We start from the raw sequence: 15,561 nt of genomic DNA, 5'->3' as shown, positions 1-15,561 counted from the left end.
CCGTGACCGGCTGCCGTCGCGTTGATCGCGCCGCTGGTGTGGGGCGGGGATGCAGCTAGTTCCGCTTGAGGAAGATGCTTACGTCGTCGTTGTTGATCAGGTCCGGTGCGGTCCACCCGTCCAGGTCGTACTCGGACATGCACTGCTCGGCGAAGCCGGTCATCATGTCGGTGTGGCCCTGGGCCTGGGCGGCGAAGAGGATTTCAGCCTTCACGTTTTCGTGGTTGCCGGAGTAGTTGCGTTCGTAGAGTTCGTGCCGGCCGCCGAATTCGGTGCCGATCGCGTCCCAGAGCAGCTTCATCAGCTTCACCCGGTCCACCGCCTGGATGCCATCCGAGCCTCGGACGTACTTGTCCAGGTAAGGTCGGATCTCCGGAGTCTTGAAGTCCAGCGCGGAGGAGTTCAGGTAGATCAGCCCGGAAGCGACGTCCTGTTCGATGATTTCCTTGATCCGCGGGTAGCCGGTGGACATGAACATCCGGTACGCCAGGCCGTAGTCGAGCTTGGGCAGCACGGTCCCGTCGGGGCCGGCATCCGGGTTCAGCGCCATCGCGTCGGCGAGGGCGTAGAACATGTTGCGCCAGCCGATGACTTCGCCGGCGCGGGCCTGGACACCGCGGAAGTCCTTGGTGCCGGCGATTTCCAGGGCCTTGAGCAGCAGGCCGGCGATGAAGTCCAGTTTCACGGCCAGACGGATTACGCCCTGGAACGTGAAGCGGTTCAGGAACCCGGTCTGCGGGAAGAAGTTGTTGATCTTCTCGATGTCCCCGTACGCGAACACGTTCTCCCACGGGATGAGGACCTTGTCGAAGACGAACACCGAATCGTTCTCATCCAGTCGGGAGGAGAGCGGGTAATCGAACGGGGTGCCCATCACGGCAGCCTGGTGCGAGTAGGAGGCACGAGAGATCAGCTTGACCCCTGGCGCATCCATCGGCACGGTGCAGATCAGCGCGAATTCCTTCTTCTTGATCGGCAGGCCATAGTGCGCGATGAAGTTGTACTGGGTGATGGCCGAGCCGGTGGCGACAACCTTTGCCCCGGAGACGACGAGGCCGGCGTCGGTCTCTTTCTCGACCTTCATGAACACGTCGCCGACCTGGTCCGGCGGCAGGTGCCGGTCCACCGGCGGGTTGATGATGGCGTGGTTCCAATACAGGACCTTCTCCTGGGACTCGGCATACCAGCGCTTGGCGTTATCTTGGAACGGCTCGTAGAAATCGGGCATCCCGCCAAGGGTGCCCAGGAAAGCGCCCTTGTAATCCGGGGATCGGCCCATCCAGCCGTAGGACATCCGCGCCCAGGTTTCGATCGCGGTTCGCGAGGCCTTCAGGTCGTCAATGGAACGCGCGGCCTTGAAGAAGGGGTGCGTCAGGCCGCCGGAGCCGGTGTCGGTGGGGACCAGGAGCTTATCTGCTGTTTCCGGTTTGTGGAAGCCGTCGTAGAGGCGGGCGGCCATGCGCACGGAGTTGCGGAACGCCGGGTGGGTGGTGACGTCCTTGACCCGTTCGCCGTAGATCCAGACCTCGCGGTCGTCCCGAAGCGACTCGATGTATTCATCGCCGGTCTGGGGTTTGAGCTGATCCGCCTGCATGGTCCGGGCGCTCATGTCGGGCGCGTCGGTGCCTGCCGTAGTCGTGGTGTCGATAGTTTCTGTCATCGTCTTGTCCTTATCAGTTCAGTGGCCGTCAGGCCTGGATGAGGGGTTTGAAGGAATCGGCGCCGGAGAACCAGCCGGCCTCCAGCGAGTCTCCGCAGTGGTGCCAGTGGCCGGAGCCGGACAGTGGGCCGATCTCGCGGAACTTGCCGCCAAAGAAGAGCAAAGGCTCCCGGCCGGTGGTCTCGAGTTTGTGGACTTCGCCGATCACGATCACGTGGTCGCCGCCGTCGTACACCTGCCAGGGCCGGCATTCCAGGGTTGCCTTGTTCTCCAGCAGGACCGGGACGTCCCCGTCCACGGTCCAGGCCGGTTCTTCCGGTAGTGGCTTACCGGCGAAGTGCCATGCGACGTCCAGCTGGTCCTGGGAGAGGATGTTGATCGCAAACGGCGCGCCCTCCAGATACTGGGCAGCCTTGGAGCTGCGGGTCAGCGTGACCTGGGCCAGCGGCGGATCCAGCGACACCGCAGTAAACGCGTTCACCGTCGCACCGTGCGGGGTGCCGTCCGCGGAGCGGCAGGTCACCACGGTCACGCCGGTCGCGAACTGGCCGAACGTGTTCCGCAGTTCGCGCGGATCGATAGCCGTTGCGGCAGCGGCAACGGGGCTTGTTTCAGGCATCATGTCCTCCTGTTGGGGGCACGGCCGGCGGGGTGGGGTCGTCCGCCGGCCGCACAGCTGGCGGTTACGCCGCGTCCAGTACGAAGTTGTAGGTGACTTCGCAGCCGTTCCCATCCGCCTGGGGCGTGGGATCGAGAATGAGTTCGGGCTTGACGGCGGAGGCGATGTCGTCGCCCACATGCTCATCCCCCTTGAAGTAGAGCTGCGAGGTGATCAGCTGGTGCCCTGGCGCGGAGATCTTCAGGTGCAGGTGCGCCGGCCTCCAGGCATGCCAGCCGGCCGCCGCGATCAACTTGCCGCAGGAACCGTCCGTGGGAATCTGGTACGGGGCCGGCTGCATCGTATGGATCCGGTAGTCGCCGTTCTGATCCGCGATGACGGTCGCGCGCAGGTTCCATTCCGGCAGGCCCGGGGCGAACTGGGAGTAGAAACCCAGATCGTCCGCGTGCCAGATCTCCACCGTGGCCCCGGGCAGCGGCTTTCCGGCCACATCGGTGACGCGGCCTTGGAAGAGCAGCGGCGTGCCCTGCTCGCCGTCGCGCATCGGCAGGGTCGCCGGGGACTCAAGCTTTGGGGCATCCGGAATGTAGTACGGTCCCTCGATGGAGCCCTTTGTGCCCCCACGGTTCTCGTTGGCCACCTGCTCCACCGAGTGCTCCACCCAAACGTCCAGGAATAACGGCCACTCCCCGTCCTCGCCGACCTGGATCAGCCACGCCTTCAACGCGTTGTACTCGTCGTAGGTGACCTTTTCTTCCAGGATCGTCTGGTTGATGGCTCCGATGACCCGCGAGGCCAGCAGGTCCACCCGCTCCTGGCTGGTGCCGGCAGCGAACTTCTTGTTCTCCCGGAAGCGGTCCGTTGCATTGGCGCCGGAAGCAGCCGCCGTTGCCTGTGTTTCCGTAGTCATTACTGTCCCTCCTGTGGTCTTCGGCGTTATCGCCGTTACACAAGAGTGTTCAGGGTCACACCAAGCGGAGGTGGCAATTCGAGGGGATCCGGCCGCACAGTGACAAAACAGGTCCGCTTGGTGCAAAATCCGGCGGGGGAACGCCTCTGTACGCGGCGCGTCAAGACGACGACGGCGAGGCGGAACCTAAGGAGCGACGTCGAGGAGGGCTTTCTTGCGCAGCTGAAGCGGAGTGGCCCCGAAACGGGCCTTGAATGCACGGGTGAAATAGCTTTGCGACGCAAATCCGGCCTGCGCGGAGATCTGGCCCACCGGCGTCGTTCTTTGAGTCAGATCCGAGAGCATGGCCCGCGCCTGCTCCAGCCGCCGGCCTAGGACATAGAGGCTGGGCGGTTCGCCGGCCTCGGCAAAGATCCGCGTCAGATGGCGTTCGCTGATGCCGACAGCCGCGGCAACTTCGGCGGCGCTAAGCTGCGGATCGCCCAGCCGGTCCTCGATGTAACTGCGGGCGGTGGCAAGGTAACCGGCACCGGTGCCACTGCGATCCCCTCCAATCACGAGGCCGAGCAGTTCCAGGGCCGCGTCCTCCGCTCGGTCCAGGTCCGCCGATGGGCTGGGCTGGGCCTGCCCGGCGATCGTACCGCTGACCAACTTGGCCAAGGCGAGCATGTGGCGGTTCGCTGCCTCGCCCTGATTGAAGTTGAATACCCGGGGCTTCAACAGCGGTTTCCCGCCGGACAGTTCCAGATAGTCATCGCGCGGGATGGTGAGCACCAGCTCACGCAGACCCTTGCAAAAGCCACGCAGAAATGGCCGGTCGGCGTCGTAGATGACCGCTTGGCCGGGTTTGAGCGATTCCTGTCCGTCTCCATAGTAGAAAAATGCTTCGCCCTCCAATGCGAAGAAGACAGCAATGGCGCCCATGGGGTTCTGGCGGATGAAGCGTTCATTTCGTTCTACCACCTGCGCACTGCCCTTGACCTGGGCAAACTTCAGCGAGGGGAAATGCAGGTTCACCTCGCTGGCCTGCAGCGGGGCATCATCCATGGTGCGGATGTCCAGCGGAATCAGAGCCTTGGAGTTATGGTGCTCCCAAAGTTGGACCCGATTGGTCGCCGGGATGCCGTTGGTGTTGAACTTCAGGAGCTTCGCCGGCCTGGATCCGGGCAGCACGGGGACCGGCCCTACGGATCGGTCCTGCTCCGCAGCATGCCGCCGCGCGGCATCGAAATGGTGCTGGCTCATGGATCAAGAAGTGTATCGTGAATCACATCGACGCGGTACCCCGGGCACCGCGTTATGAGGGCGTCCGCCTACTGCTCACGCAAAGCGTCAGTACCCGTAACCGCCCTCCTTGGCGTTGTCAGCCTCGGCTGAACCGTCAACATTTTCCGAATCAGGACCAGCCGCCTTTTCCAAAGGTTCCTCCTGGCCGCTACCGGTTTCGGCAGCTGGCTGGGGCTCGTGGGGATGCAGCTTGGAGTCCTCGGACTGATCGCTCTTTTCGCTCTCTTCACTGGTCATCGTGAACACTCCTACCGTTGCACTGCGGTGTCGTCAGGCGTTTGCCGGACGGAAGATTTCCAGCGTAGATAGGTACTAAGCAAACTGTCCATACCCCTTCTGGAAGGGGGCCCGCGTAGGATCGACCGGAGGGCGGCACTGCCCGGCGGCACACTTCAGGAGGACCATCATGGACGTTGAAGAAGTCGACCTGCTGGTCATCGGCGGCGGCAAGGCGGGCAAATCCCTGGCGATGGACCGGGCCAAAGCCGGGCAGAAAGTAGCTATGGTTGAGCGCGGCATGATCGGCGGCACCTGCATCAACGTGGCCTGCATTCCCACGAAGACCCTGATCAACAGCGGCCGGATACTGGAGATCGTCCGGCGTGCGGAAGAATTCGGTATTTCCGGCGTCGAAGACCCGCGGATGGATCTGGCCTTGCTGCGGCACCGCAAGGACGACGTCGTCGGCACCATGGTCAAGGGACAGTTCAGCAGCTTCACCGATTCCGGCATGGATTTCATCCTGGGTGAAGCGAAATTCACCGGGCCCAGAACGGTGCATGTGGACCTTAACGACGGCGGCACCCGCGTTTTGCGCGGCACCGACGTCGTGGTTAATCTCGGCACCGAGCCGGCGCTGCCGCCTATCGCCGGGCTGGCGGAGGCCCGGGTGCAGACCAGCAATACCTTGCTCGAGCTTGAGTCGCTGCCGGAGAGCATTGTCATCCTCGGCGGCGGCTACATCGGCTGCGAATTTGCGGACCTGCTCAACACCATCGGCGTCGATGTGACGATCGTCCAGCGCGGGAACCAGTTGCTGGGCCGCGAGGACGAAGACGTGTCGGCCGCGGTCAAGAAGGCCTTTATCGACGCCGGCATCACCGTCCGCCTCGGCGCCGCTGCCGAAGCGATCCAGCGCGCTGCGGACGGCTCCGTCACCGTCACCCTTGACAACGGCGAAACGCTCAGCGGAAAGGACGTCCTGGTGGCGCTCGGCCGGAAACCCATGACCGACGGCGCCAATTTGGAAGCTACTGGCGTGGTTCTGGACGACCGCGGCTTCATCGGGGTCGACGAGCAGTTGCGGGCAGCCGACGGCGTGTGGGCTGCCGGCGACGCTGCCGGAACCCCGCAGTTCACGCATGCTTCCTACGACGACTACCGCATCCTCAAAGCGAATTTGGCCGCCCGGCATGGCGACGGCGAGGCCCGCACTACTGAGGGACGGCTCATTCCCTACACCGTCTTCATCACGCCGGAACTGGGCCGGGTCGGCCTGACGGAGCAGCAGGCCCGCGAGGCCGGCCACGAGGTGCGCATCGCCAAGATGCCGGTTGCCGCCATCCCGCGCGCCCGCACACTGGGCCAGACCGAGGGCGTGTGGAAGGCCGTGCTGGACCGGAAGACCGGCAGCATCCTGGGCGTGGCGCTGCTGGGCACCGAGGCCAGCGAAGCCATCGCCGTGGTCCAGATGGCCATGCTGGCCGGCCTGGATTTCACTGCGGTACGGGACGCCGTCATCACCCATCCGACCATTGCCGAAGGTCTGAATCTGCTCTTCACCCCGGCTTACCTGGAGGATTGAGCCAGCCGGGACGGCAACCACGCCGGGCAGCCGGCGGAGATTTATTCAGCTGCGCCGGCGCTCTCGGAAGACCTCGTCCTGCCTACCGTGCCGCAGCGCCTGGTCCCATTCGGCGATGAATCCGTCGAGGGTGCCCTTGCTCGTCGGCGGCAATAAACAATGCCATGTCCTGATCGGCGGTTTCCCTGCGGGTGACGGCCCAGATCTCCTCGTACCGGCCGGCACGCCCGGCTTCCCGCAGGACGGTCCGGAACCGGCGGCTGTAGTCCCGCTCCTCCGGCCGACCGAAGCGCTCTGACTTCAGGTACACAAACGCGAGCACCGCAACCACGGCTCCGCCAATAACCACGGTTCCAATCAGCGCGATCCCATCCGGCAGCAGGAGGGAAAGGACCCACCAGAGCAGGCCCAGGAAAACCATCAATGCCCCAAGGACGATGATCACCGCTCCAGATTAGCCCTCCCGAACAGGGACCGCGGCGACCGGGAACGACCTCGGCAGCCCGCTTCAGGATGACCGGCTCCTGGCCGCCCGGCTACGGCGCGCCGATCTCCGCTGCGTCCCCTCAGTTTGAGGGTGTCCGCCTTCCCGGGCCAGGCCTACGATGAGCCCTACACCGGCTCGCACCATGAGTTCCCTGCAGCAGCAAAAGAAGGATCCGTCATGGAATGTATTACTTGGTTTGTGCCCATCCTGCCCGGGAAGCTTGAAGCGTGGAGAGCTTTCGTGGAGGAGATCAACGGTCCGCGGAAGGACGATTTCGCCAAGTCCAGGCAGCGCCTCGGGGCCAGCCGCGAAGTGATCGGCCTGGTCCAGTCGCCCGAAGGAGACTTTGCCGCCTTGTTCCATGAGGGCGAAAGCGTCGCCGGAGGGTTCAGCATGCTGGCCGGCTCGGATGATCCCTTCGACGTCTGGTTCAAGGACAAAATTCTCGAGCTCCATGGGGTCACCAAGGAGATGCTGGCTCAGGGACCGCCTTCTCAAGTGGTGATGGACTACCGGGCGTAACGACGTCGAGCTTCATAGACCGATTGGAGGTGGCGTTGCTGCAGTAACCCGCTCGCGCAGGTAGACTCGCACGCAGTGACACGGGGTGCCCCTTTCGGGGCTGAGAGTAAACCCGTTGAACCTGATCTAGTTCGTACTAGCGAAGGGATGTCATGCAGCGGCTGCCGTGCGGTGCGCTGCACCCATCTTTTCGCCTTATTCAAGGTGGAGAACCTCTATGCAGCTCGCAGAACAGACCGTACTGGTAACCGGCGGCGGCCGTGGCCTCGGCGCTCGGATCGTCGCAGCCTTCGCGGAAGCCGGCGCCCGGGTAGTCATCAATTACCGCAACAGCGGCTCGGCAGCCGAGGAGCTGGCCGCCAAGTTCGGGCCGGAACAGGCCCTGGCTCTTCGTGCGGACGTCACCGATGCCGGGCAGGTGGCGGAGCTGTTCAGCCGTGCCGAAGCCCATTTCGGCGGCGCAGTAACCACGGTGGTCAATAACGCGCTGGCGGATTTCTCCTTCAACGGGGATGCCCGCTCCAACGCCGCCGATATCTCGTGGTCCGAGTTCGAAACCCAGTTTTCCGGCAGCGTGCGCGGCGCGCTGAACACCGCTCAGCAGGCACTTCCCGGCATGCGCGGCCACCGGTTCGGCCGGATCATCAACATCGGCACCAACCTCTTCCAGAATCCGGTGGTGCCGTACCACGACTACACGGCCGCCAAGGCGGCCCTGCTCTCGCTGACCCGGACGCTGGCGGCGGACCTGGGCCAGCACAACGTCACCGTCAACATGGTCTCCGGCGGGCTGCTCCGCACCACCGACGCCAGCGCTGCCACACCAGATGAGGTCTTCGACCTGATCGCCGCCTCCACCCCGCTGCGCAAAGTAACGACGCCGGAAGAACTGGCCGACGCGGTACTGTTCTTCGCGTCGCCCTGGGCCCGCTCGGTGACCGGGCAGAACCTGATGGTCGACGGCGGACTGGTGATGAACTAATGGCGGCGCGGCAACTGCACTTCAACGCGTTCCTGTTCGGCTGCGGCCACCACAGCGCCGCCTGGCGCCGGCCGCAATCGCCCATTGAACAGCTCGGCGACATCGCATTCTACGAGCGGCTGGCCCAAACCGCGGAGCGAGGCCTGTTCGATGCTGTTTTCTTCGCCGACGGGCACTCAACCGGCAACCTGGGCGCGGGGCCGCTCTGGCATCTGGAACCCCTCACCGCGCTGTCAGCCATGGCCCGGGCCACCAGCAGGATCGGCCTGGTCAGTACCGTGTCGGCCACCTTCTACACGCCCTTCCACGCCGCCCGCATGCTGGCCTCGCTGGACCACATCAGCGCCGGGCGCATCGGTTGGAACGTCGTCACATCGATGTTCGACGCCGAGGCACGCAACCACGGCATGGCGGCCATTCCCGGACATCAGGAACGCTACGACCGCGCCGCCGAATTCATCGACGTCGCCCAGCGGCTGTGGGATTCCTGGACCGACGACGCGCTCGTCCTCGACCGGCAGGGCTACTACGCGGATCCGGCCGAAGTTGCGCCGCTCCACCATTCAGGACAGCACTTTCTGGTGGACGGCCCGCTAACCGTCCCGCGCTCCCCGCAGGGCCGGCCGGTGCTGTTCCAAGCCGGTGCCTCGGAGCAGGGACGCGACCTCGCCGCCCGCTATGCCGAAGGCATCTACGCCGTCGCCTACGATCTGGCCAGCGCGCAGGCCTACTACGCGGATGTGAAGCGCCGCATCGCCGCAGCCGGGCGGAACCCGGACAAGGTTGCCGTCATGCCTGGCCTGGTGACTTACCTCGGGACAACGACGGCGGAAGCCAAGGCCAAGCAGGCCGAAACCGATGCGCTGCTGCCCACGGAACACTCTCTGGCCCAGCTGGGCACCTTCATCCAGCAGGACTGCAGCGGCTGGGAGCTGGACGCGCCCGTGCCAAGCCTCCCGCCGGCGTCGGAATTCACCGGCCCGCAGGGCCGCTACACCACCATCCTGCGCATTATCGACGCCGAAAAGCCTACGGTGCGCCAGTTGCTCGGAAGGCTGGCGGCCGGCGGCGGACACTGCACCATGACCGGCACGCCCGAACAGGTGGCGGACCAGATCGAGCTTTGGTTCACCTCCGGCGGCGCGGACGGATTCAACCTGATGCCGCCGCTGCTGCCGGATTCCCTGAACGAGTTTGTGGACCGCGTCATTCCGGTGCTGCAGCGCAGGGGGCTGTTCCGCACCTCCTACACCGGCAGCACGCTGCGCGAGCATCTGGGACTGGACCGCCCGGCCGTCGGCGACTTCGCTTTATAGACTGGACCCGTGCCTCCTATCGACGCCGGAGCCGGCCGCTTCGCCCCCAGCCCCTCGGGCGAACTGCATGTAGGAAACCTGCGCACCGCCATCCTTGCCTGGCTCTTCGCCCGCAGCACCGGCCGCGATTTCCTGCTGCGGATCGAGGATCTGGACCGAGCCCGCGCCGGAGCGGAAGACAAAGTACTCGAGGATCTGGCCGCCGTCGGGCTTACATGGGATGGCAACGTGCTCAGCCAGACGGACCGCTTCCCCCTCTACCGCGCGGCCATCACCGCCCTGGCCGACGCGGGTCGGGTCTACGAATGCTTCTGTACCCGCAGGGAGATCGCCGAAGCCCCCAGCGCTCCGCACGCCCCGGCCGGCGCCTACCCCGGAACCTGCCGCAACCTCAGCGATGCAGAACGCGAACGACGGCGGCAGGAGCGTCCCGCTGCGCTCCGGCTGCGCGCCGGGGTCACCGAATACACCGTGACCGACCGGCTGCACGGCGAGTACACCGGCGTCGTCGACGACCTGGTGCTGCTGCGCAACGATGGCGTGCCGGCCTACAACCTCGCCGTCGTCGTCGACGATGCGGAGCAGGGCATCGACCAGGTGGTCCGCGGCGATGACCTGCTCAGTTCCACGCCCCGGCAGGCCTATCTGGCGTCCCTGCTCGGCCTGGCGCCGGTCGAATATGTCCATGTGCCGCTGGTGTTGAATACCCATCACCGCCGGATCGCCAAGCGCGACGGCGCCATTTCCCTGCGCACCCTCGCGCTGGCCGGGATTGGTCCCGGCACGGTGCGGGACATGGTCCTGCGCTCGGTCGGCCTCCCGGCCGGGCCGCTGGAGCAGGTACTCGAGGCGTTCTCACCCGGTCAACTGCCCACCGAGCCGTGGATCTTCGAACCGCCTGTGCTCGACCTGCACTAAAAAATTCCGCAGCTTTCTTACTTGAGCAGCGCCACGTCCGAGACCAGTTCGATGTGGGCCTGCATGGCTGCGGCGGCCAGGTCCGGGTCCTGGGCCTTGATGGCATCGGCAATCTTGCGGTGGGACGCTAGAGACTGCTCCGGGCGGCCTGGCTGTCCTAATGATTCAAGGCGCGTTTCGAGAACCATTTCGGCGATAAACGTCATGAGCTGCGCGAGCACCGGCGAGTGCGCGGCCTCCGTTACTGCCTGATGGAAAAGTTCGTCTCCGTGGGCGCCCCGGTCCCCCTTGCCGACTTCGTCTTCCATGACGCTCAAGGCTTTCTCAATGCCGGCCAGATCCTCGTCTGTCCGTCTCGTTGCTGCCAAAGCGGCCAGCTTCACCTCCAGGGTGCTGCGCGCTTCAACGATCTCGGGCAACCTGTTCTGATGCTCACGCAAGTCCCGAAGCACAGTGGCAATGCTGGGCCGGTAGACCAGGACCGCGCCCGTGCCGTGCTGGACGCTGATTACGCCGAGCACCTCCAGAGCCACGAGCGCCTGCGCCAGCGTGGCACGCGAAACGCCAAGCTGTTCCGCCAAGTCACGCTCGGCCGGAAGGTGATCACCCGGCCCCAACTGCTCGGACTCAACGTAACTCAGGATTTGCTTCATCAACTGCTCATAGAGCCTTGGCCGAGCTACCCGGCCCAACAGTGAAACAGGCTTTTCAGACATAGCGTTCCTCCCCACATCGGAATTGCCTCCACAGTACACCTATTGACAAGAGACTCAGTGTCTAGGAGGCTAGGCCAGTGAGCCAGTGAGTTATTTCACTACAAAATCTTCTGGAGGAACGCCGATGTCCGCTCCTGTCTTATCAATCATCGTTCTGGCGGCGATGTTCCTGATCGCCACAGTCCTGCCCATCAACATGGGCGCACTCGCCTTCGTCGGCGCCTTTCTGCTCGGGGCAGTTTTTTTGGGGATGGACACTGACGCCATCCTGGCCAACTTCCCCGGCGGCCTCTTCCTGACACTGGTAGGCGTCACCTATTTGTTCGCCATTGCACAGAACAACGGCACCATCGACTTGTTGATCAGTCGTGCCGTGAAGCTGGTGGACAACAGAATCGCACTGATCCCGTGGGTCATGTTCATCATCACGGCCGCGATCACCGCGGTCGGTGCACTGGGCCCGGCAGCAGTTGCGATCATGGCACCGATCGCACTCGGTTTCGCCGCCAAATACAAGATCAACCCACTCATGATGGGCATGCTGGTAGTCCATGGCGCGCAGGCCGGAGGCTTCTCTCCCATTGCCGTCTACGGGGTCATCGTCAATGGCCTGATTACGGACGCCGGCTTTGCCTTTAGCCCCACAGCCCTGTTCCTGACGAGCTTCGCCTTCAACCTGGTGATTGCTTTGGTGCTCTTCCTGGTGCTCGGTGGCCGCAGCCTGTCCATGACTAGGGTGGGGCACTTCGTCGAGCAGGTCGCGGAGGCCCGCATGTCTGTGAGCGTGGGCAGCAAGGCCGGCGACGTCACGTTCAAGGGAGCGGGCAGCGGCACCTACGGGCCACGGGATCCAGCAGGTGACGGCTCCTCCAAGCCGTCCGGCGAGCGCCTGCCGCAGCTGCTGACCTTCACCGGCCTGATCGTACTCGCCGTCGTTGCCCTGGGCTTCAAAGTCGACGTCGGATTCGTCTCCATCACCATCGCCGTGGTCCTCGCGCTCGTGTCGCCGAAGGCCCAGAAAGGCGCTGTCAACAAGATCAGCTGGTCAACCGTACTGCTGATCTGCGGCATGCTGACCTTCGTCGGTGTCCTGCAAGAGGCCGGCACGATCGACTACGTTTCGGATGGCGTCGCCAACCTGGGTGTCCCGCTGCTGGCCGCATTGCTGATCTGCTACATCGGGGCCGTCGTCTCCGCTTTCGCCTCGTCCACTGCCATTCTGGCCGCACTGATCCCGCTGGCGATCCCGTTCCTTGATTCCGGCGAGATCAGCGCCGTCGGCGTTGTCTGCGCCCTGGCAGTCGCCTCCACGATTGTGGATGTCTCGCCGTTCTCGACCAACGGAGCCCTGGTGCTGGCGAACGCACCGGAAGGCACCGACAAAGAGCGTTTCTACAAGCAAATCCTGGGCTACGGCGGCATCGTCGTGGTGGCCGGGCCCGTCCTGGCCTGGTTGACCCTGGTACTGCCCGGCTGGCTGTGACCCGCCGGTCCCCCGATTGCTGACCCACACCAAAGGAGTGGATATGACCATTGCAACCGACCGCCACACCGAAACATCTCCGGCCACAACCGAAGCGGCAGGACCGCTGACCGGATTTACCGTAGTCGACCTCAGCCGTGCGCTGGCCGGCCCGCATGCCGGCATGATGATGGCCGACCTCGGCGCCCGCGTCATCAAAGTGGAGAACCCGGGCCACGGGGATGACACGCGCGGCTGGGGCCCGCCCTTCGTCGGCCCGGAGGATAATCCACAGGCCACGTACTTTCTGTCCTGTAATCGGAACAAGGAATCCATAGCACTGGACCTGAAGAGCGACGACGGCAACCAGGTCCTCACCGGGCTCATCCGCCGCGCGGACGTGCTGATCGAAAACTTCCGCCCAGGTGTACTCGACCGGCTGGGTTTCGACGCCGCCCGGTTGCATGAGCTCAACCCCGGGCTAGTGATTCTCTCGATTACCGGATTCGGGCACGACGGGCCCGAATCGCATCGCAGCGGCTACGACCAGATCCTGCAAGGCGAAGCGGGCCTGATGTCACTGACCGGCTCCGGACCCGACGACCCGCAGCGCGTGGGCGTACCGATCGCGGATTTGCTCTCCGGCATGTACGGTGCATACGGTGCACTGGCCGCATTGATGGAACGCGAACGCACCGGGCGCGGACAGGTGGTCCGCACCTCCTTGCTCGCAGCGATGGTTGGCGTCCACGCTTTCCAGGGCACCCGGGCCACGGTGGCCGGACAGGTGCCGCAGGCACAGGGCAACCACCACCCCTCCATCGCGCCCTACGGATTGTTCAGCTGCCGCGGCGGCAAGGTGCAGATCAGTGTCGGCAGTGAAAAACTGTGGGCCGCTTTCAGCAAGGCCTTCGGTATCGACGGATCGCGCCCGGAGTTCGCCACCAACGCGGACCGGGTCAACAACAGAGCCCTCGTCATCGAGGAGGTGGAACGGGCTTTCGCCACTTATGGCGCGGAAACGTTGCTGGAGAAACTGGACGATGCCGGCATTCCGGCGGGCAAGGTGCGCAGCCTGGACGAGGTCTATGCCTGGGGCCAGGTCAAGTCCCAAGGCCTGCTCGTCGACGTCGAGCATCAGGTCCTGGGCAAGGTGACACTTCCGGGACCACCGCTGCGGTTCTTCAACCCGGCCAGCGCCGAGGAAACCACCCGCAGAACGCATCAGGCCCCACCGATGCTGGATGCAGACGGTAAAACTATCCGGGCCTGGCTTGCCGGCGCAGAAGAGGCAGATTGAGATGGAGACCTTGCAGAAGACACGCCATTTGAACGCCGTCGAGCTCATTGACACTGTTCTCGATCCAGGCTCCTTCAATTCCTGGGATACACCGCCGGCGCAGCCTGCGGCGGACGAGAAGTACCGCCGTGACCTGGATGCTGCCGCCCGAAAGAGCGGAACGGACGAATCCGTCCTGACCGGAGAGGGTTTCATCCGCGGACGGCGGGTGGCTGTGATCGTCTCGGAGTTCGCCTTCCTGGCCGGCTCCATCGGACAAGCTGCGGCGGAGCGGATTACCGCCGCAGTGGAACGGGCCACAGCTGAACGCCTCCCGCTGCTTGCCGGCCCCGCCTCCGGCGGCACACGCATGCAGGAAGGAACACTCGCTTTCCTGGCAATGGTCAAGATCACCGCGGCTGTCCACCGCCACCGGCAGGAAGGCCTGCCCTATCTGGTTTACCTCCGCCACCCCACTACCGGCGGAGTAATGGCCTCATGGGGCTCGCTGGGCCATGTCACAGTTGCCGAACCGGGCGCGCTCCTTGGGTTCCTCGGTCCCCGGGTATTCGAGGCGCTGAACGGCGAACCGTTCCCGGAAGGTGTCCAGGTTTCCGAAAACCTCTTCCACAAGGGACTCATCGATGCCGTCGCTCCCCCGCAGGAGCTTCCGGAAATTCTGGACCGGGCGTTGAACATCCTGCTGCCCGGGCCCGCCGAGCCTGCACCTGCACCGGAAACCGTGCAGACAAGGCCCGCGGACGCGGACGGCTGGGCCTCAATCCAGATCTCCCGGAACACCCGCCGGCCGGACCTGCGCTGGTTGTTGGCTGCAGGCGCCGCAGACGCGCTACCCCTCAATGGGACGGGGCAGGGCGAGAACGATCCCGGGCTGCAGCTCGCGCTGGCGCGCTTTGGCAGACAGTCTTGCGTCGTCCTCGGTCACGAACGACCCAGGGATCCGGACACTCCGGCAATGGGACCGGGATCATTGCGGGAGGCCCGCCGGGGCATGAAACTGGCGGAAGAACTCGGCCTGCCCTTGCTGACCGTCATCGACACGGCAGGCGCCGCGCTGTCCAAGGAAGCAGAGGAAGGCGGACTGGCGGGAGAAATCGCGCGGTCACTGCAGGATCTGGTCGGCCTGCAGTCCCCCAGCGTATCCGTACTGCTCGGCCAGGGTGCCGGTGGCGGCGCTCTCGCCTTGCTGCCTGCAGACCGGATCATTGCCGCCCAGCATGCCTGGCTGTCGCCCCTGCCGCCCGAAGGCGCCAGCGCCATCCTGCACCGCACCACCGAGTTCGCGCCGTCGATCGCCATGCAACAGGGAGTTAATGTCACCTCCCTGTACGGCAATGGATTGGTGGACCATATCGTGGACGAACGCCCCGATGCTGCGGTCGAACCAAAGGACTTCTGCCGGCGGATGGCCCAGGCGATCGAGTATGAACTGTCTGCTGCCGCCAGCACTCCCGCAGCCGAACGCGTGGCGCGACGTTGGGCGAAGTTCCGGCAGCTGGGTCGCTAGCAGCCGTGCCGGCTTCGTCGGTTTCCGGGAACTCTCCGCATAGGATCGGGGCAGCGTACATAACAGCAAGG

The 15,561-nt window shown here is 64.6% G+C and carries 15 protein-coding genes and 1 riboswitch; of the genes, 8 read left to right on the top strand and 7 right to left on the bottom strand.

From position 1 onward, the window contains the following. Positions 1-55: 55 nt before the first annotated feature. The 5 genes from AC20117_RS12940 to AC20117_RS12920 all read right to left on the bottom strand — a co-directional run bounded on the left by AC20117_RS12940 (position 56) and on the right by AC20117_RS12920 (position 4,713). Entirely contained in the window at positions 56-1,660 is a 1,605-nt protein-coding gene (locus AC20117_RS12940; RefSeq protein ID WP_074699383.1) for a 4-hydroxyphenylacetate 3-hydroxylase family protein, read from the bottom strand. A gap of 28 nt (positions 1,661-1,688) precedes the next feature. Continuing rightward, on the bottom strand, positions 1,689-2,279 hold the full coding sequence (locus AC20117_RS12935) for a flavin reductase family protein (protein ID WP_236777300.1): 591 nt from the start codon (positions 2,277-2,279) through the stop codon (positions 1,689-1,691). 64 nt (positions 2,280-2,343) lie between these two features. Next, a complete protein-coding gene (gene catA / locus AC20117_RS12930; protein ID WP_074699384.1) occupies positions 2,344-3,189 on the bottom strand; it encodes a catechol 1,2-dioxygenase in 846 nt (281 codons plus the stop codon). A gap of 186 nt (positions 3,190-3,375) precedes the next feature. Further along, complete coding sequence (locus tag AC20117_RS12925) at positions 3,376-4,434, bottom strand: AraC family transcriptional regulator (RefSeq protein WP_083339565.1); 1,059 nt, start codon at positions 4,432-4,434, stop codon at positions 3,376-3,378. Between the two features lie 87 nt (positions 4,435-4,521). Continuing rightward, positions 4,522-4,713, bottom strand: coding sequence for a hypothetical protein (locus AC20117_RS12920; protein ID WP_074699385.1), 192 nt, complete (start codon positions 4,711-4,713; stop codon positions 4,522-4,524). A gap of 169 nt (positions 4,714-4,882) precedes the next feature. Between AC20117_RS12920 and AC20117_RS12915 the strand changes: the two genes are divergently transcribed. Beyond that, positions 4,883-6,280, top strand: coding sequence for a dihydrolipoyl dehydrogenase family protein (locus tag AC20117_RS12915; protein ID WP_074699386.1), 1,398 nt, complete (start codon positions 4,883-4,885; stop codon positions 6,278-6,280). Between the two features lie 82 nt (positions 6,281-6,362). Here AC20117_RS12915 and AC20117_RS12910 read toward each other — a convergent pair whose 3' ends face one another. After that, a complete protein-coding gene (locus AC20117_RS12910; RefSeq protein ID WP_074699387.1) occupies positions 6,363-6,725 on the bottom strand; it encodes a hypothetical protein in 363 nt (120 codons plus the stop codon). Between the two features lie 219 nt (positions 6,726-6,944). On the opposite strand from AC20117_RS12910, the gene AC20117_RS12905 reads away from it, so the two are divergent. The 4 genes from AC20117_RS12905 (at position 6,945) to gluQRS (ending at position 10,505) form a co-directional block, all read left to right on the top strand. Beyond that, positions 6,945-7,289, top strand: coding sequence for a hypothetical protein (locus AC20117_RS12905; RefSeq protein ID WP_074702948.1), 345 nt, complete (start codon positions 6,945-6,947; stop codon positions 7,287-7,289). A gap of 71 nt (positions 7,290-7,360) precedes the next feature. Continuing rightward, positions 7,361-7,454: riboswitch (TPP riboswitch) on the top strand. 52 nt (positions 7,455-7,506) lie between these two features. After that, positions 7,507-8,271, top strand: a complete 765-nt coding sequence (locus AC20117_RS12900) for a 3-oxoacyl-ACP reductase (RefSeq protein WP_074699388.1) — start codon at positions 7,507-7,509, stop codon at positions 8,269-8,271. Then, complete coding sequence (locus tag AC20117_RS12895) at positions 8,271-9,587, top strand: LLM class flavin-dependent oxidoreductase (RefSeq protein ID WP_074699389.1); 1,317 nt, start codon at positions 8,271-8,273, stop codon at positions 9,585-9,587. The genes AC20117_RS12900 and AC20117_RS12895 overlap by 1 nt, the downstream gene beginning before the upstream one ends. A gap of 9 nt (positions 9,588-9,596) precedes the next feature. Further along, a complete protein-coding gene (gene gluQRS, locus AC20117_RS12890; protein ID WP_236777299.1) occupies positions 9,597-10,505 on the top strand; it encodes a tRNA glutamyl-Q(34) synthetase GluQRS in 909 nt (302 codons plus the stop codon). 17 nt (positions 10,506-10,522) lie between these two features. Here the strand turns inward: gluQRS and AC20117_RS12885 are convergent, their stop codons facing one another. Next, entirely contained in the window at positions 10,523-11,221 is a 699-nt protein-coding gene (locus AC20117_RS12885) for a FadR/GntR family transcriptional regulator (protein ID WP_074699390.1), read from the bottom strand. Between the two features lie 124 nt (positions 11,222-11,345). Here AC20117_RS12885 and AC20117_RS12880 point away from each other — a divergent pair, with 124 nt between their 5' ends. From AC20117_RS12880 to AC20117_RS12870, 3 genes are read left to right on the top strand one after another with little or no spacing between them, the layout of a single operon-like run. Continuing rightward, complete coding sequence (locus AC20117_RS12880; protein ID WP_074699391.1) at positions 11,346-12,704, top strand: SLC13 family permease; 1,359 nt, start codon at positions 11,346-11,348, stop codon at positions 12,702-12,704. Positions 12,705-12,747: 43 nt separating this feature from the next. Continuing rightward, the gene (locus tag AC20117_RS12875) at positions 12,748-13,983 is read left to right on the top strand and encodes a CaiB/BaiF CoA transferase family protein (protein WP_074699392.1); all 1,236 of its coding nucleotides are present in this window, start codon (positions 12,748-12,750) and stop codon (positions 13,981-13,983) included. Position 13,984: 1 nt separating this feature from the next. Then, entirely contained in the window at positions 13,985-15,490 is a 1,506-nt protein-coding gene (locus AC20117_RS12870) for a carboxyl transferase domain-containing protein (protein ID WP_074699393.1), read from the top strand. Positions 15,491-15,561 lie beyond the last annotated feature (71 nt).

The organism is Arthrobacter crystallopoietes, from assembly GCF_002849715.1.
GTDB lineage: Bacteria > Actinomycetota > Actinomycetes > Actinomycetales > Micrococcaceae > Crystallibacter > Crystallibacter crystallopoietes.
The sequence above is the reverse complement of the archived record's forward strand: the minus strand, read 5'-3'. Positions and strand labels throughout refer to the sequence as shown.